Raw genomic sequence first — 16912 nt, 5'->3', positions numbered from 1 at the left:
AAGACAGGTGGGAGCCATCGGGGCCGTCGGTCATTGCAGCACGCATGACCGACGGCCCTTTCCTTATTCCCGTGCTGGGCGACCAGCTCGACCCCGACATCGTCGCGCTGCGCCACGCTGATAAAGGGCGCAGCGTGGTGCTGATGATGGAGGTGGCCGAAGAAACCACCTATGTCCGCCATCATAAGGCGAAGATCGCCTTCATCCTGTCCGCCATGCGCCATCATGCCGATCGGCTGCGCGGGCTGGGCTGGACGGTCGATTATGTAAAGCTGGACGACCCGGCCAATAGCGGCAGCTTCACCGGCGAAGTCGCCCGTGCCATCGACCGGCACAAGCCCGCCGCCATCCATGTGACCGAGGCCGGGGAATGGCGCGTCCGGGCGATGCTCGACGGCTGGGCGCTACGCTTCGGATTGCCGGTCACCATCCATGAAGACGACCGCTTCCTCTGTACCCATGCCGAATTCGATAGCTGGGCCGCCGCGCGCAAGCAGTTGCGGATGGAATTTTTCTACCGCGACATGCGGCGCAAGACCGGCCTGCTGATGACCGAGGATGGCCAGCCCGAAGGCGGCCAGTGGAATTACGACGCCGACAATCGCAAGCCACCACCCGCGCGCGACCTGCTGATGCCCCGCCCCATCCGCTTCCAGCCCGACGCGGTCACGCAGGATGTGCTGGCCATGGTCGCCACGCGCTTTGCCGACCATATCGGCAGCCTCGACCATTTCCAGTTCGCGGTGACGCATGAGGAAGCGATGCGCCAACAGCGCCATTTCCTCGATGAAGCGCTACCCCGCTTCGGCGATTATCAGGATGCGATGCTGACCGGCGAACCGTTTCTGTGGCACTCGATCCTCTCGCCCTATATCAACGCCGGGCTGCTCGATCCGCTGGCGCTGTGCCGCGCCGTCGAGGAACGCTATCGCGCGGGCAAGGTGCCGCTCAACGCCGCCGAGGGCTTCATCCGCCAGATCATCGGCTGGCGCGAATATGTACGCGGCATCTATTGGCATGAGGGGCCGGACTATGCGCAGCGCAATGCGCTGGGGGCGACCCGCGCCCTGCCCGGCTTCTATTGGACCGGGGACACGGACATGCATTGCCTGTCCCAGGCGATCGGCCAGACGATCGACCATGCCTATGCCCATCATATCCAGCGGCTGATGATCACCGGCAATTTCGCTCTGCTCGCCGGTGTCGATCCGCATCAGGTGCATATCTGGTATCTGGAAGTCTATGCCGACGCTTATGAGTGGGTCGAACTGCCCAATACGCTGGGCATGAGCCAGTTTGCCGATGGCGGCCTGCTCGGTTCCAAACCCTATGCGTCGAGCGGCGCCTATATCAACCGCATGTCCAACTATTGCGGGTCATGCCGCTATGATGTGAAGCAGCGTGTCGGCAAGGACGCCTGCCCCTTCAACGCGCTCTATTGGGACTTTCTGGCCCGCAACCAGCGCAAGCTGGCGTCCAATCCCCGCATGGCCCTGCCCTATCGCAACTGGGACAAGATGCCGGACGATGACCGCGCCGCCATTCGGGAACAGGCGGCACGGTTCCTCGACTCCCTCGATTAGGTCGCGCCGCACAGCGTCAGCATCCGCCCGGCCAGTTCCCGCTCGCCCATGACGATGTGCCGCACGCCGAGTGTTTCGAGATGCGCGACCTCCGCATCCGAATGGGCGCGAGCGATCACTTCCAGCTTGGGGTTGAGGTGGCGGGCATGTTCGTGGATCGCCCCGCCCTCAAACCCTTCGGGCACCGCGATCAGCAGATGATGGGCTTCGGTAATCCCGGCGCTGAGCAGCGCCTTGTCTTCCAACGCATTGCCGCGCACGACGGATAGCCCGGCCTCCTGCGCTTCCTCCACCTTCTCGGCATCATCCTCAATGACCGTGAAGGGCATCTGCCGCTCGGTCAGCCGATCGGCGATCAGCTTGCCGACCCGACCATAGCCGACCAGGATGATATGCCCGATCGCGGGTCGCGCCGCCGCGACGCGCGCCGCTTCCGCCACCACCTCTTCCTGCTTGCGGCCGCGCACGGCCAGCGAGAAGAGAATGGGATTGAGGAAGATCGACACGATCGCGCCCGCCAGGATCAGGTCGCGCGCTTCGGCGGGGAGGACGCCAAGCCCTGTCCCAAGCGTCGCCAGGATGAAGGAAAATTCGCCGATCTGCGCCAGACTGACCGCGATGGTCATCGCCGTGTCGCCGGGCTTGCCGAACAAACGGACGATGGCGTAGGCGGCGATCGATTTGCCGACGATGATGATCGCTACGGTCGCCAGCAATGGCAGCGGCTGTTCCCAAAGCACGGCCGGATTGAACAACATGCCGACCGATACGAAGAACAGCACCGCAAAGGCATCGCGCAGCGGCAGCGTCTCCTCCGTCGCCCGCCTGCTGAGCGGCGTTTCGCCCAGGATCATGCCCGCGAAGAAGGCACCCAGCGCGAAGGATACGTCGAACGCATAAGCCGCGCCGAACGCGACGCCCAGCGCGATCGCCAGGACCGCGAGGCGGAACAGCTCGCGCGAACCGGTATGCACGACCCAATGCAGCGTCCAGGGAATGACCCGCCGCCCCACGATCATCATCAGCGCGACGAAGCCCGCCACCTTGAGCAGCGTGCCGACCAGCGGCGCGATCAGCGCGCTCGCCCCCGCCCCGGAGTCCGCGTCGCTTATGACGGCGGCAAGGGCAGGCAGCAGGACGAGTGCCAGCACCATCACCAGATCTTCGACGATCAGCCAGCCGACCGCGATCCGCCCCCGTCGCGTCTCGACCAGATCAGCCCCTTGCAAGGCCCGCAGCAACACCACCGTACTGGCGACCGACAGGGCCAGGCCAAAGACGATGCCGCCCATCAGCGGCCATCCCATGAGGGCGGACAGCCCCATGCCAAGGCCGGTCGCCACGCCGATCTGCACCAGCGCACCCGGCACGGCGATATGTTTGACCGACATCAGATCCTTGAAGGAGAAATGCAGCCCCACGCCGAACATCAGCAGGATGACGCCGATTTCGGCAAGTTCATTGGCCAGTCCGCTATCGGCGACGAAACCGGGCGTGAAGGGACCGACCATGATCCCTGCGACGAGATAGCCCACAAGGGGCGACATGCGGAGCCTATGGGCGATGGCGCCCATGATGAAGGCGACGACGAGGCCGGCAACAATGGTGCCGATCAGGGGCGTGTGATGGGGCATGCAAGCCTTTCGATGCGAATCACGCTATATCAGAACGTCAGGGGATGGAGCAGCATCGCCAGCAACAGGGCGGCCGCGGCCAGACCTGTCATGATAGCGGGCATGAACCACCAGGGCGGACGGCGACGCTTGCCGCTGCGCTTGGGCCTATCGGACATCTTCATGGTCATCCTTTCGACGATGCCCGTCGCAACGGGCCATTCAGATCGTCAGAAGGCGGCAGGTGGGGCGCGCGCGCGATGAGCGCCAGACAATAGAAGTGGTGCCGCACCAATCTGCAGCCGCGAACGGAAAATTCGTCCGCGGCCTACGGAGGCGACGAGCGCCAACGTCGCGATGATGCAGAAAAGAAGGACAGGCGGCGTGTCATCGCCATCCACGCGCGCGGCCTGCGCGACCTGCGGCGGCATGGGAGCGCGCGCCTTGATCACCACATCGCTCGTCGCGGGATTGAAGGCAGAGCCGGTCGGGCGGCTAAGCGGCGGGCCGATCGGGGCCAGAGCGGACAGGAGCGTCACCACGATCAGCATCCACAAGGCGACGAATAGGGTGTAGCGGCGACGCTGCCGAACGCCCTTTCCTGTCTCGCCTGTTATATGCCGCATCGCTCGCTTCTGTCCTTTCGCGCACAAGATAGGGCCTGTGCGAACCGAAAACCACCCCCGTTCCGCGCCGCCATCGGTTGACACCCGCGAGTCATTCCACTAACGGGCCACATTCCCGCGCGGGTCGGCAAGGCGTCATGTCTTTGGTGATTTGCGTAAAGCAGATTTGAACGAGAAGAGACAAGCCATGTTCGCTATCGTGCGCACAGGCGGCAAGCAGTATCGCGTCGCCGCCGGAGACAAGATCGTCGTCGAAAAGATGGCCGGTGAAGCCGGTGACAAGATTACGCTGGACGACGTCCTGCTGGCCGGTGAAGGCGGCGATCTGAAGGATGTGGCCGGTCTGACCGTCGCAGCCGAGATCATCGCGCAGGCGAAGGGCGAGAAGGTCATCGTCTTCAAGAAGCGCCGTCGCCACAATTATCGCCGCAAGAACGGCCATCGTCAGCGCCACACGATCCTGCGCATCGTCGCAATCGGTGCCGAAGACAAGAAGGCCGCCAAGGCCGAGGCCAAGACCCAAGACGCAGCTCCGGCTGCTGCCGAAGCCTGATCGCTTCGCGCCTGATATTCTAGGAGTTTAGACAATGGCACATAAGAAAGCTGGCGGTTCGTCGCGCAACGGTCGTGATTCGGAATCGAAGCGCCTTGGCGTCAAGAAGTTCGGCGGTCAGGAAGTGATCGGCGGCAACATCATTATCCGTCAGCGCGGCACGCGCGTCTATCCCGGCCGTAATGTCGGCATGGGCAAGGACCACACGCTGTTCGCGCTGGGTGAAGGCCGCGTGGTATTCCATGCTGGCAAGCTCGGCCGCAAATATGTGTCGGTCGACGCGATGGCCGAAGCGGCAGAATAACGGACGACGAATGACGGGTCGTCCTTCAAGGGGCGATCCTTTCGTTACGCGAACCTTTAGGTTCAAGTGACGATGTTCGAGGGATAAAAGGGCGCTCCTTCCATCAGAGGGGCGCCCTTTTTCCGTTGGGCGAAACATCCTCTTAAATTCCCTCAACCCACTGGAACTCCACGCCTTCTCACGCGTCATGCAGGCGGGGAACATGCCAGACATCGACCGTCGTCAAGCCGTCATCATTGGCGGCTATGGGCACGCCCAAGAGGAGAGAAAAGAATGTTCGCCCGCACCCCCCGCCTGCTGCTGCGTCCAGGCTGGATGGAAGACGCGCCCGCGCTGGCTCATGCGATCGGCGATCCGGCCATCCTGCGCAACCTGACCCACGCCCCTGCCCCTTATGCGCTGGAGGATGCGCAGGCCTTCCTGTCGCTGCCCCATGATTCGCGCCTGCCCCGCCTGCTCGCCTTCACCCGCACGCGCGGCGCGCCCCGCCTCGTGGGCGGTTGCGCTATTCATCTGGATGAACATGGCACGCCGGAACTGGGCTATTGGATAGCGCGGCCCTATTGGGGTCTGGGCTTTGCCACCGAGGCTGCCCGCGCGGTTTTGAGCATGGCGCGCGCCCATGGTGTCCAGGGCGTTCGTGCAGCGCATTTCCTCGACAATCCCGCGTCAGGCAATGTCCTGCGCAAGATCGGCTTCCGCTTCACCGGCCGGGTCGAACAACGCTATAGCCTCGCCCGCCAGACGATGGTCGATTCGCTACTGTTCGAAGAAGGCGAAACCCACGGCATGCACCCGGACCCGGCCATGGACCTGTATCGCGACGCCACGCAGGCGATGGCGGCCTGATAGAGCGGGCGGGGGAGGTTTTCCCCGCCCGTCATGCCGAGTGCGGCCGCCGGGGCCGGTCGAACACGCGCGTCGGCTTGTCACCCAACATGCTATCCGCCAGCGCGACGAAGCCCAGTTTCTCGGCGACCCTAATCGACGCGCCATGGTCCGGCGCGATGATGCAGCGCAGCGAGGGCGCATCGAGATGGGCGTCGGCCCAGCGCACCACCGCATCCATCGCTTCACTGGCCACGCCCCTGCCCCACGCCTGCGGCCCCAGCACCCAGCCCGCCTCCGGCACGCCCTCCAATTCGGGCAGGCCGCGCGCGGCGCTCAGCAGGCCGCCCTCGCCCAGAAACGCGCCAATCGTCCGATCCTCGATCACCCACATGCCATAGCCGAGCAGCGACCACATGCCGGCATAGCGGAGCAGACGAAACCACACCGCCTGCGCGTCGAGCGGCACGCCACCGACATGGCGCACGACTTGCGGGTCCGCCCATAAGGCGCGGCACGCCGGATAATCGGCGATGCCGTGCGGGCGCAGGATCAGGCGGTCGGTGTGGAGCGTGGGCGCATCGGTCATCGCCCGATAAGATCGCGCGCCACCCCGCCCGTCAAGCCGCGGACGGCAGCGGCCCGGTCATCCGCGCATCGGCATAGTCGCTGTCCACCAGCGCGATCAACGCCCGGTCATCGACCGACCAGGGATGAAAGCCCGGCTTGAAATAGCTGAGCCACGGCCCCGCCACCCGGCGCAAGATGCCCGGCCGCACCAGCGCATAGCGCAACAACCCCCCCCAGGCGCGCACGCCCGTCACGCCATCCTGACGCAACAAATCCATCATGCCGCGCGCCCGATGATGCAGGAAATGTTTGGTGGCGATCAGCATCATCACCGATCGCAGCCGCCAGCGCGCAAAGCTGCTCCACTCCCGCGTCGCATGGACCCATGTGTCATGCGCCACGCCCTTATGCTCGATCTCCTCCACCGCATGCCAGCGCCACAGCGCCGCAATCTCCGGGTCCGCCCCATCGAGCAGGCGCGGGTCGCGCAACAGTTCATGGGCGAGGATCGCGGTGAAATGTTCCAGCGCCATGGTCGCGGCCAGGCTGACGATCGGCGGACGCCGCTTCGCCAGGTCCAGCACCCGCACCACATCGGCGTCGAGCCGCGACAGCTCATAACCATGATCCGCCACCTGCCGGTTGAAGGCCAGATGCTCGCGGCTATGCACCACCTCCTGTTTGATGAAGGCCGCAATCTCGCCCGCCAGCCGGTCCGGCGCGCCGTCGCGAAAGGCGCGGACACTCTCAATGAAATAGGCTTCGCCGCGTGGAAAGGTAACGGACAGGGCGTTGAAGAAAGCCGTGGCGATCGGATCGCCATTCAGCCAATGTCGGGCCGCAGCGCGGTCCCGCCCGAAACGACGGTCGCGCGGCGTGATAGTGAGGTCGGTCGGGGTCATCTCGCACTCCTTACTTACATTGATGTAAATAAGAGTTACTGACACCTATGTCAATAAAACGTGTCCGCCTCAGCCCGGATGAAAGCCGCCTCGCCGCGCTGGAGGCTGCGCGCATCCTGTTGATCGAAGCTGGCCCGCAGGCCGTGACCCTGAAAGCTGTCGCCGCGCAGATCGGCCGCACCCATGCCAATCTGCTTCACCATTTCGGATCGGCGGCGGGGCTGCACAAAGCGCTCGCCGCTTATCTTGGCGACACCATCACCGCCACTATCGGCGAGGCGGTGGACGCCGCGCGACGCGGCAAGGTCAGCCCGCGCACGATCGTCGACATGACGTTCGACGCCTTTGACCGCGAAGGCGCAGGCGCGCTGGCGAGCTGGATGCTGGCGCTCGGCAATGAAGACGCGCTCGACCCGGTGGTGGAGGCGATCCACCGTCTGGTCGACAAGCTGACCGCCACCGCGCTGACCCCGCATCTCGCCGACCTCATCCGCGACAATACGCTGATGCTCGTCCTGCTGGCGCTGGGTGATTCGCAAATGGGTGGGCCGATGGCGGGCGCGTTGGGGCTTCCCCGTGAAAAGGCGCGCGAAATGGCCACGCGCAGCCTGACCTTTGCCCTGATGCAGGAGGCCGCGACGCTTGCCGCGCAGGCCGAGGTTTAACTTTTCGCGCGATGGCGCTATGGGCCGCCCATGCATTTTCTCGATCAAGCCAAAATCTTCATCAAATCCGGCTGGGGCGGCCCCGGCGCGGTCAGTTTCCGACGCGAAAAATATGAGGAATATGGCGGCCCCGACGGCGGCAACGGCGGCAAGGGTGGCGACATTATTTTCGAAGCGGTCCAGGGCCTCAACACCCTGATCGACTTTCGCTACACCCAGCATTTCAAGGCGCAGCGCGGCACGCCCGGCATGGGCAAGAATCGCTATGGCGCAGGCGGCAAAGATCTGATCATCCAGGTGCCCGTCGGCACCCAGATCCTGTCCGATCCCAAACCGATCGAAGGCAGCGAGGACGAAGACGGCATCCCCGATTATGAGGATCAGGACATCCTCGCCGATTTCACCGAAGTCGGCCAGCGCGTCACTTTCCTGCGCGGCGGCGATGGCGGCCGCGGCAACATGTCCTACAAGACCAGCACCAACCGCGCCCCGCGTCAGCATGGCACGGGCTGGCCGGGCCAGGAAATGTGGGTGTGGCTGCGGCTCAAACTGCTGGCCGATGTCGGCCTGGTCGGCATGCCCAATGCGGGCAAATCGACGCTGATCAATCAGGTGACCAATACCAAGGCGAAGGTCGGTGCCTATGCCTTCACCACCACCAAGCCGCAATTGGGCGTGGTGCTGCACAAGGATCGCGAATTCGTGCTGGCCGACATTCCCGGCCTGATCGCGGGCGCGGCCGAAGGCGTCGGCATTGGCGACCGGTTCCTGGGCCATATCGAACGCTGCCGCGTATTGCTCCACCTGATCGACGCCACTGTCGATGATCCGGTCGAAGCGTTCCAGATCGTCAGCGACGAACTCGCCGCCTATGGCGAGGGGCTGGACGAAAAGCCGCAGATTGTCGCGCTCAACAAGGGTGACCTGTTGGGGCCGGAACTGATGGAGGACATTGCCGAGCAACTGCGCGATCAGGTCGGCGTGGAGGATGTGTTCATCATCTCCGGCGCGACCGGCGATGGCGTGGGCAAATTGCTCGACGCCATATTGCCGATCCTGGGCGAAGCCCGCGCCGCCGCGCGGCAGGAAGCGCAGGACAACGAAGACGGGACATGGTCGCCGCTATAAGCGACCTGCATGACACCCGTTCGCTTCGAGCGAAGTCGAGAAGCGGGTGCATGGCGGTTCTCGACTTCGCTCGAACCGAACGGACCATTTGCCTGTGACTCCTTCCCTCTCCGGCTTCCCCCCCGCCCTGATCCGCCGCCTGGTCATCAAGATCGGCTCGGCCCTACTTGTGGATCCGGCGGGCAATGTGCGGATCGACTGGTTGCGCACGCTGGTCGCAGACGTCGCAGCGCGGACGCAGGCGGGGCAACAGATCATCATCGTCTCGTCCGGCGCAATCGCACTGGGCGCGCGCCGCCTCAAATTGCCCAAGGGCGGGCGCGGCAGCCTGGAGGATGCACAGGCCGCCGCCGCCACCGGGCAGATCGCGCTGTCCCAATGCTGGGCCAGCCTGCTCGACGAGCGCGGCATCACCGCCGCGCAAATGCTGGTGACGCTCGACGACCTTGAAAATCGCCGCCGCTATTTGAACGCCTCGGCGACGCTCGAACGGCTGATGGCCTTGCATGTCGTGCCGGTGGTCAATGAGAATGACAGCGTGGCCACCGCCGAAATCCGCTTTGGTGATAATGACCGGTTGGCGGCGCGTATCGGACAGGCGGCACGGGCTGACGCGGTTGTGCTGCTTTCCGATGTCGATGGGCTTTACACCGCCAACCCGCACGTCGATGCGAACGCCATGCTGATCGAAACCATAGACCGCATCGACGCGCGAATCGCGGCCATGGCCGACGGTGGCTCCGCCTCCGGCATGGGATCGGGCGGCATGACGTCCAAGATCGAAGCCGCCCGGATCGCCACCGGCGCGGGCGCGCATCTCGCCATCATCTCCGGCAAGGTCGATGCGCCGCTGTCGCACTGGACCCAGGGCGGCAAGGGCTCGATCTTCCTCGCGGCCCAAGGTAAAGGCGCGCGCAAGGGCTGGCTGGCTGGCCGCCTCACCGTGCGCGGCCGCATCATCGTGGACGCGGGCGCGGAAACGGCGCTGTCCAAGGGCAACAGCCTGCTCCCCGCCGGTGTCGCCGCTGTCGAAGGCGTATTCGCGCGCGGCGATGTGGTCGATATCGTGGCGCAGGACGGCCGGGTGATCGCGCGCGGGCTGATCGAATATGATAGCGATGCGGCTGCCAAGATTGCGGGCCGCCGCAGCGAGGATATTGCCGCGCTGCTGGGCGAAATGCCGCGATCGGTGCTGGTCCATCGCGACCATATGGCGATGGTCTGACACGCATGTCCCTCCGCATTGCCATGACCGGCGCGACGGGTTTCGTCGGCGCTGAAACCTTGGATCAGGCGCTGAGCGTCGGGCACCATGTCACCGCGCTGACCCGCCGGGCGCAGCCGCCCCGCGCGCGCCTCAAATGGGTGCCGGGCTCGCTCGACCAGGCGGCGGGCCTCGATACGCTGGTGCGCGACGCCGATGTCGTGATCCATATCGCGGGCGTGGTGAACGCACCCGATCGCGACGGCTTTGAAATGGGCAATGCGCGCGGCACGATGGCGTTGGTGGACGCCATGCGCAAACGCGGGGTCCGGCGGCTGATCCACATTTCCTCGCTCGCCGCGCGCGAGCCGGGCCTGTCCGACTATGGCTGGTCGAAGGACTTGGCCGAACGCCATGTGAGGGCCAGCGGCCTCGACTGGACCATCGTCCGCCCGCCCGCCATCTATGGCCCCAATGATCGCGAAATGCTCGAACTCTTCCGCATGGCCAAACGCGGCATCATGCTGCTGCCACCGGGCGGACGGCTGTCGGTGATCCATGTCGCCGACCTCGCCCAGTTGCTGCTGGCGCTGGCCGACGATCGCGATCTCAGCCTCGCCCAGACCTACGAGCCCGATGACAGCACGCCCACCGGCTGGGACCATAAGGATTTCGGTTCCGCCATCGGCCGGGCGGTCGGTCGATCGGTACGGACCTTGGCGACTCCGGCCTGGCTGCTGGGCGTCGCCGCGCGCACCGATCGGCTGTTTCGCGGCAATGGGGCCAAGCTGACCCCCGACCGTGTCGATTATTTCTGTCACCCCGACTGGGTCGCCGCAGCTGACGCGCATGTTCCCAAGCAGCTATGGATGCCACAGATCCCGACCGAAGAGGGATTGAAGGCGACAGCGCAGGCCTATCGCACCAAAGGCTGGATTTAGGCGGCACCCATCGCCCAGTTCCGTTCGGTTCGAGCGTGTCGAGAACAAGGTCGTTCTCGACACGCTCGAACCGAACGGAGGCTAGTCGGCCTCGACCGGCTTCTTCGCCCGCTGCTCCGCCAGAAACTCGCTGACCGCCTGCCCGCTGGCATTGAGCAGCGGGAAGGTCCGTGCGTCCGACAGCCAGTCGGGACGTCGCGCGCCGCTGCCATACATGGTGTCATAGACCAGGCTGAACGCCAGGAAGGCCAGCGTCGCGCCAATCAGTCCCTTGACCGCGCCGAAGCCACCGCCCAGCACTCGATCGACCGGCCCCAGCACCGACTGACGGGTGCGCCGACCGATCGCATGGGCGACCATCTTGCCGACGCCGAAGGTAACACCGAACACCAGCACCAACGCCAGGATCGCTGCGCCGCTCGCCGTGCCAACGAAGGGCGTCAGCAGATCGGCCACCGAGGCATGAAAGAGCCGGATGCAGAAGATCGCCAGCACCCACGCCATCAGCGACAGGGTTTCCAGCACGAACCCGCGGAGCAGGCCCAATATGGCGCTGCCGCCAATGGCGAGCAGGACGATGATGTCGATGGCGTTCATCGCCCGCGTGGCTATCCCCTGCCCAGCATCTGGTCAACCAGTTGCGCAAGCGTGCGAAAGCCGCTGACCGCTATCCCCTTCACCCCGTCCGTCGCCGACGCGGGGATGAAGGCGCGGTTGAACCCCAGCTTTGCCGCCTCGCGCAACCGCAGCGGCGCATGCGCCACGGGGCGGATCTCGCTCGACAGCGCGATCTCGCCGAACAGCACGACATCCGATGGCAAGGGCTTTTCCGACAGCGCCGATACCAAAGCCGCCGCCACCGCCAGGTCCGCCGCCGGGTCCGACAGCCGATACCCGCCCGCCACGTTCAGATAGACTTCGCAGGTCGAAAAGCTGAGGCCACAACGCGCCTCCAGCACCGCCAGCACCATCGCCAGCCGCCCATTATCCCAGCCGACCACCGCGCGCCGCGGCGTCGCCCCGCTCGACAGCCGCACCACCAGCGCCTGGATCTCCACCAGCACCGGCCGCGTCCCTTCCAGCGCAGGGAACACCGTCGCGCCCGTCACCGTCTCGTCGCGATGGGTCAGGAACAGGGCGGACGGGTTGGCGACCTCCTCCAGCCCTTCGGACACCATCGCGAACACGCCGATCTCGTCAGTGCCGCCAAAGCGGTTCTTGATCGCGCGCAGGATGCGATATTGATGGCTGCGCTCGCCCTCGAACGCCAGCACGGTATCGACCATATGTTCCAGCACGCGCGGCCCGGCGATGCTGCCATCCTTGGTCACATGCCCGACCAGGATCAGCGCGGTGCCCCGCTGCTTGGCGAATTTGATCAATTCCTGCGACGAGGCGCGTACCTGGCTGACCGTGCCCGGTGCGCCTTCGATCAGGTCGCTATGCATCGTCTGGATCGAATCGATCACCAGCAAGGCCGGCGGCTCGCCCTGGCTCAGCGTCGTCAAAATGTCGCGCACCGATGTCGCGCTCGCCAGCATGACCGGCGCATTGCCCAGCCCCAGCCGCTGCGCGCGCAACCGCACTTGGTCGGCCGCTTCCTCGCCGCTGATATAGGCCACCGACAGCCCACGCGCCGCGACCCGCGCCGCCGCCTGCAGCAATAAGGTTGATTTGCCGATGCCCGGATCGCCACCGATCAGCGTTGCCGATCCTGCGACAATGCCCCCGCCCAGCGCCCGGTCGAACTCGGCAATGCCGGTGCTGGTGCGCGGCGGCAATTCGACCTGCGTGTCCAGCCCGACGAGCGTGATCGCGCGCCCGCCCGTGTGCAGGTCATGCCGCGCGGAAAAGGCGGTTTGCGGCGCTTCTTCGACGATGCTGTTCCATTCGCCGCAATCCTCGCACTGCCCCTGCCACCGGGCCGCGACGGTGCCGCATTGCTGACAGACGAATTTGCGCTTTGTCTTGGCCATGGCCCGGATATGCCGTTGAGACGCGAACATTGCAAGAACATCCGTTCGCCACTGGAAACATGCCTGCGCCTTGGGCATTGGTGCTCCATGAAGACATTACGCGTTGCCAGCTATAATATCCACAAGGCCGTCGGCACCGACCGCCGTCGTATGCCGGAGCGGGTGCTGGAGGTGCTGGGCGAGATCGACGCAGACATCGTCGCCTTGCAGGAGGCCGACATGCGCTTCGGCGTCCGCTCCGCCGCCATTCCCCCCCGGATGCTTGAAAGCCACAGCGGTTATAAGGCTGTACCACTGGACGTGCAGGCCGATTCGATGGGCTGGCACGGCAATGCCATCCTAGTGCGCAAGGATGCCGAGATCAGCGCGCATGACGTCCTCCATATCCCCTATCTGGAGCCACGCGGCGCAACCATGGCGCAAGTGACGATGGGCGGCACCAGCGTCCGCGTGTTCGGCATGCATCTCGACCTGTCGGGCCTGTGGCGCAGGCGGCAGGCGGCCGCCGTGATCAACGCCGCGGCCCAGGGCGAGGCCATGCCCACCATATTGATGGGTGACCTCAACGAATGGAGTGCGGGTCGCGGCTGCCTCGCCGACTTTGCCCGCCATTACAGCTTCGCGCCGTGCGGCCGCAGCTTCCATGCCCGTGCGCCTGTGGCCCAACTCGACCGGATCATGCATTGCGATCGCCTCACCCTGGTCGAATGCGGCGTCCATATGAGCGCGGCGGCGCGCAAGGCGTCGGACCATCTGCCGATCTGGGCCGAATTCCGCCTTTGATCCGCCTCTCGACAATATTCCTTCCCTCTGCGATCCATGGGGCATGAAGGAGCGGGAACTCAGGCTAGCGCTGGTCTGCTATGGCGGCATCAGCCTGGCGATCTACATGCATGGCATCACCAAGGAAGTGTGGCGGCTCGCCCGCGCCAGCCGCGCCTTTCACGACGGCGCGCCTCCTTCGAGCGGCAGCGAAGCCGTCTATCGGCAGATGTTGGAAGAGATAGAGGCCAAGGCCGGCATCCGCCTGCGCGTCATGCCCGACATCATCGCGGGGGCGAGCGCAGGCGGCATCAATGGCATTTTCCTGGCCCAGGCGATCGAAACCGGCCAGTCGCTCGATCCGCTGACCGACATGTGGCTCGACAATGCCGACGTCGATCGGCTGCTTGACCCCGACGCCCGCCCCGCCCGCGCGCTCACCAAATTCTGGGCCACCCCGCTCGTGTGGATGGCGGCGCGCCGCCCCGGCGACGCGATCGAGCGCACTGTCGCGCCCGATACGCGCGAGGAGGTGCGGCACAAACTCTCCCGCTTCATCCGCTCGCGCTGGTTCGAGCCGCCCTTTGGCGGGGAGATTTTCTCTGGCATGCTGATGGATGCGTTCGATGCGATGGCGGCGGCGGAGCGCGGCCCGCCCTTGCTCCCCGCCGGGCATCCGCTCGACCTGTTCGTCACCGTCACCGATTTCGAGGGCCATCCGCAAAGCCTCAACCTCAACAGCCCGCCCCAGGTGATCGAGACCGAACATCGCCTGTCGATCGGCTTTCGCGCGCGCGGCCGGGCAGCCAATGGCGATCCGCGCGCCTTTGCCGATGCCGCCGAACTGGTCTTCGCCGCGCGGGCAACCGCCAGCTTTCCCGGTGCCTTCCCGCCCTTCACCGTGCGCGAACTCGACCGCGTCCTCAAACGCCGCCATCGCGCCTGGCCGACGCGCGACGCCTTCCTCCACCGCGCTTTGCCGCGCCATGCGGCGCGCGGCACGGCGGAGGATGCCGTGCTGATCGACGGCTCCGTGCTGGCCAACGCCCCCTTCGCCCAGGCGATCGGCGCGTTGCGCAACCGCCCCTCGCGCCGGGAAGTCGACCGCCGCTTCGTCTATATCGACCCCAAGCCCGGCCACCGCTCGATCCGGCTCAACCGTCATGGCGACGCGGAGGATGCGCCGACCGGCGCGGACGCCCCGCTGCCCGGCTTTTTCCGCACCATCTTCGGCGCGCTGTCCGACATTCCGCGCGAACAGCCGATCCGCGACAATCTGGAGGTGATCGACCGCCATTCGGCGCATATCCGCCGCATGCGCCGTATCCTCGACACGCTGCGTCCGGGCATGGAGGCGGAGGTCGAAAGCGCGATCGGGCGTATGCTCTTTCTCGATCGGCCAACGCCCGCCCGCCTCTCCGCCTGGCGCGCCAAGGCACAGCAACGCGCCGCCGGATCGGCGGGCTTCGCTTTCCCCGCTTATGGCCACCTCAAATTATCGGGCATCGTCGAGGCGCTTTCAACCCTGTTGTTTCGTCTGTCAGGGGAAGACAGCGCAATGATGCGCGAAACCTATCGCCGGGCGATCTGGGCGCAGGTGCGCGCGAGCGGCGCGGACCAACTGGCTGACCATGGCGGTTCCGCCTCCGCCCCGGTCACCTTCTTCCGCACCCACGACCTCGCCTTCCGCATTCGCCGCCTGCGCTTCCTCGCGCGCCGTCTCGCCGAAACGCTGGAGCGCGAGAGCGCGGTGGAAGCGGTCGAGGTGCAGGGGATGCACGATGCGATCTACGCCGCCCTCGCCCTCTATGCCGAATGCGAGGATGCCGACTTTCATGGCCCCGCCGTCATCGCCGCCGCGCGCCAGGTGCCGACCGACGCCGCCGCTGCGCTGGAGGCCGTCGCACAAGCCCGCAACCTTCAGGCGCGCGATGATTCGGCCGACAATCTGCTCGCCGAAGCCTTCGCCGCGCTGCCCAAGCCGGCCCGGCGCACCATGTTGCTCGCCTATCTCGGCTTTCCCTTCACCGATATCGCCACCTTACCGTTGCTCCAGGGTGACACTCTGGACGAATATGATCCGGTCAAGGTCGATCGGATTTCGCCCGAGGACTGTTCCGCCATCCGCGCAGGCGGCGCGCAGGCGACGCTGAAAGGCATAGAATTCAACAATTTCGGCGCTTTTTTCAGCCGCGCCTATCGGGAGAATGACTATCTCTGGGGTCGCCTCCACGGGGTCGAGCGGCCGCTGGACATCGTGAATTCGGCCATACCCACCGCAAGCCGCCTTTCGCCCGACAGGGTCCACGCCTATAGGCGATCTGCGTTTCTGGCGATCCTGGACGAGGAAGAATCGCGCTTGCCGCATGTCGCGGAATTGATCGCCAGCTTGCGGGAGGAAATCGGGTGAGCAGGCCTGTTGTGCTGGTGCCGATTATCATGTTGCTGGCGCTGGTCGCTGGCTGCCGCGCGTCGGATGATACGGCGCAGGCGGACAATGGCGTTGTCCCGACCGCCGTGGCGCAAGTCGCCGACAATGCGACCCCGCCGCCACCCGAACCCGTAGCCGCGCCGACGCCGCCACCCGCCGCACCGGCGCGGGTTTCGCCGACCGTGACAGTCCGCGCCCAGCCCGCGCCCTATTTCCCGCTCGACCTGCCCCCTTCGGACGTCGCCGCCAGCGCCGCGCCCTTCCCGCGCGAAGTCACCGAGTTCATGGTGTCGCGCGACAGTTGCGACCATTTCCGGGGCGAAGAGCCCTATGACGCCGAACGCCGCGCCTATATCGCGGAAAATATCGCCGCTTTGTGTCGCGGCACCGATACCAAGCTTGCGCTGCTGCGCCAGCGCTACGCCGCCGATCCGTCCGTCACCGCTGCCCTGCGCAGCTATGAGGATCAGATCGAAAAGCGCATGCCGAAACAGGCTGGGCTATACTAACAACCCGTCGACCGCCCGCGCTAGGTCGATGTCGCGCTGCGACAGGCCACCGGCGTCGTGCGTGGTCAGAACAATGTCCACCCGGTTATAAACGTTCGACCATTCGGGATGATGGTCGGCCTTCTCTGCCACTATCGCCACCCGCGTCATGAAACCGAACGCCGCGACGAAATCGCGGAAGACGAAGCGGCGGCTGATGCCGTCCGGCTCGGCCACCACCGTCCATTCCGGCAGTTCGGCCAAGGCTGCGGCGCGCTGTTCTTGCGTCAATGTGGCAATCATGTCCCTATCCTCTTAATATGCTTTGGCTTATGTGG

General features: G+C 65.5%; 19 protein-coding genes. 11 read left to right on the top strand and 8 right to left on the bottom strand.

What is annotated here, in order from left to right:
• Positions 1–44 precede the first annotated feature (44 nt).
• Positions 45–1583: a cryptochrome/photolyase family protein gene (locus tag BSY17_RS16165; RefSeq protein WP_069066238.1), complete on the top strand. Its 1539-nt coding sequence runs from the start codon at positions 45–47 to the stop codon at positions 1581–1583.
• Here the strand turns inward: BSY17_RS16165 and ybaL are convergent.
• Genes ybaL through BSY17_RS21745 form a run of 3 tightly spaced genes read right to left on the bottom strand, consistent with a single transcriptional unit; the run spans position 1580 to position 3822 of the window.
• Positions 1580–3217, bottom strand: coding sequence for a YbaL family putative K(+) efflux transporter (ybaL, locus tag BSY17_RS16160; protein WP_069066237.1), 1638 nt, complete (start codon positions 3215–3217; stop codon positions 1580–1582). The two genes, BSY17_RS16165 and ybaL, sit on opposite strands and share 4 nt — an antisense overlap.
• Before the next feature lie 29 nt (positions 3218–3246).
• Positions 3247–3381: a hypothetical protein gene (locus BSY17_RS22050; protein ID WP_257785037.1), complete on the bottom strand. Its 135-nt coding sequence runs from the start codon at positions 3379–3381 to the stop codon at positions 3247–3249.
• Positions 3382–3426: 45 nt separating this feature from the next.
• On the bottom strand, positions 3427–3822 hold the full coding sequence (locus BSY17_RS21745; protein ID WP_069066236.1) for a hypothetical protein: 396 nt from the start codon (positions 3820–3822) through the stop codon (positions 3427–3429).
• Positions 3823–4009: 187 nt separating this feature from the next.
• Here BSY17_RS21745 and rplU point away from each other — a divergent pair, with 187 nt between their 5' ends.
• The 3 genes from rplU to BSY17_RS16140 all read left to right on the top strand — a co-directional run bounded on the left by rplU (position 4010) and on the right by BSY17_RS16140 (position 5528).
• Positions 4010–4375, top strand: a complete 366-nt coding sequence (gene rplU, locus BSY17_RS16150; RefSeq protein ID WP_037472318.1) for a 50S ribosomal protein L21 — start codon at positions 4010–4012, stop codon at positions 4373–4375.
• Positions 4376–4409: 34 nt separating this feature from the next.
• Entirely contained in the window at positions 4410–4679 is a 270-nt protein-coding gene (gene rpmA / locus BSY17_RS16145) for a 50S ribosomal protein L27 (RefSeq protein ID WP_037472317.1), read from the top strand.
• Positions 4680–4952: 273 nt separating this feature from the next.
• Positions 4953–5528 (top strand): GNAT family N-acetyltransferase, encoded by a 576-nt coding sequence (locus BSY17_RS16140; protein ID WP_069066235.1) that lies wholly within the window; start codon positions 4953–4955, stop codon positions 5526–5528.
• A 31-nt stretch (positions 5529–5559) separates the two neighbouring features.
• On the opposite strand, the gene BSY17_RS16135 is transcribed toward BSY17_RS16140, so the two are convergent.
• Both BSY17_RS16135 and BSY17_RS16130 read right to left on the bottom strand, forming a co-directional pair.
• A complete protein-coding gene (locus BSY17_RS16135; protein ID WP_069066234.1) occupies positions 5560–6096 on the bottom strand; it encodes a GNAT family N-acetyltransferase in 537 nt (178 codons plus the stop codon).
• A 31-nt stretch (positions 6097–6127) separates the two neighbouring features.
• Complete coding sequence (locus BSY17_RS16130; protein WP_069066233.1) at positions 6128–6979, bottom strand: metal-dependent hydrolase; 852 nt, start codon at positions 6977–6979, stop codon at positions 6128–6130.
• Positions 6980–7026: 47 nt separating this feature from the next.
• Between BSY17_RS16130 and BSY17_RS16125 the strand changes: the two genes are divergently transcribed.
• The 4 genes from BSY17_RS16125 to BSY17_RS16110 all read left to right on the top strand — a co-directional run bounded on the left by BSY17_RS16125 (position 7027) and on the right by BSY17_RS16110 (position 10917).
• Positions 7027–7644, top strand: a complete 618-nt coding sequence (locus BSY17_RS16125; protein WP_052027499.1) for a TetR/AcrR family transcriptional regulator — start codon at positions 7027–7029, stop codon at positions 7642–7644.
• 30 nt (positions 7645–7674) lie between these two features.
• Positions 7675–8772 (top strand): GTPase ObgE, encoded by a 1098-nt coding sequence (gene obgE / locus BSY17_RS16120; protein WP_069066232.1) that lies wholly within the window; start codon positions 7675–7677, stop codon positions 8770–8772.
• Between the two features lie 94 nt (positions 8773–8866).
• Positions 8867–9997: a glutamate 5-kinase gene (gene proB / locus BSY17_RS16115; RefSeq protein ID WP_069067029.1), complete on the top strand. Its 1131-nt coding sequence runs from the start codon at positions 8867–8869 to the stop codon at positions 9995–9997.
• 5 nt (positions 9998–10002) lie between these two features.
• Positions 10003–10917: an SDR family oxidoreductase gene (locus BSY17_RS16110; protein WP_069066231.1), complete on the top strand. Its 915-nt coding sequence runs from the start codon at positions 10003–10005 to the stop codon at positions 10915–10917.
• A gap of 81 nt (positions 10918–10998) precedes the next feature.
• Here the strand turns inward: BSY17_RS16110 and BSY17_RS16105 are convergent, their stop codons facing one another.
• Both BSY17_RS16105 and radA read right to left on the bottom strand, forming a co-directional pair.
• Entirely contained in the window at positions 10999–11514 is a 516-nt protein-coding gene (locus BSY17_RS16105; protein WP_069066230.1) for a CvpA family protein, read from the bottom strand.
• Between the two features lie 11 nt (positions 11515–11525).
• Positions 11526–12893, bottom strand: coding sequence for a DNA repair protein RadA (gene radA, locus BSY17_RS16100; protein WP_037472307.1), 1368 nt, complete (start codon positions 12891–12893; stop codon positions 11526–11528).
• Positions 12894–12980: 87 nt separating this feature from the next.
• Here radA and BSY17_RS16095 point away from each other — a divergent pair, with 87 nt between their 5' ends.
• The 3 genes from BSY17_RS16095 to BSY17_RS16085 are packed head-to-tail and all read left to right on the top strand — an operon-like array spanning position 12981 to position 16595.
• Positions 12981–13676, top strand: coding sequence for an endonuclease/exonuclease/phosphatase family protein (locus BSY17_RS16095; RefSeq protein ID WP_069066229.1), 696 nt, complete (start codon positions 12981–12983; stop codon positions 13674–13676).
• 43 nt (positions 13677–13719) lie between these two features.
• On the top strand, positions 13720–16065 hold the full coding sequence (locus BSY17_RS16090; RefSeq protein WP_069066228.1) for a patatin-like protein: 2346 nt from the start codon (positions 13720–13722) through the stop codon (positions 16063–16065).
• 29 nt (positions 16066–16094) lie between these two features.
• Entirely contained in the window at positions 16095–16595 is a 501-nt protein-coding gene (locus BSY17_RS16085) for a hypothetical protein (RefSeq protein WP_069067028.1), read from the top strand.
• On the opposite strand, the gene BSY17_RS16080 is transcribed toward BSY17_RS16085, so the two are convergent.
• The gene (locus tag BSY17_RS16080; protein ID WP_069066227.1) at positions 16587–16877 is read right to left on the bottom strand and encodes a 4a-hydroxytetrahydrobiopterin dehydratase; all 291 of its coding nucleotides are present in this window, start codon (positions 16875–16877) and stop codon (positions 16587–16589) included. The genes BSY17_RS16085 and BSY17_RS16080 overlap by 9 nt on opposite strands.
• Positions 16878–16912 lie beyond the last annotated feature (35 nt).

The organism is Sphingobium sp. RAC03, assembly GCF_001713415.1.
Lineage (GTDB): Bacteria > Pseudomonadota > Alphaproteobacteria > Sphingomonadales > Sphingomonadaceae > Sphingobium.
Note: the sequence above shows the minus strand (reverse complement) of the source record. Positions and strands in the feature narration are given on the sequence as shown.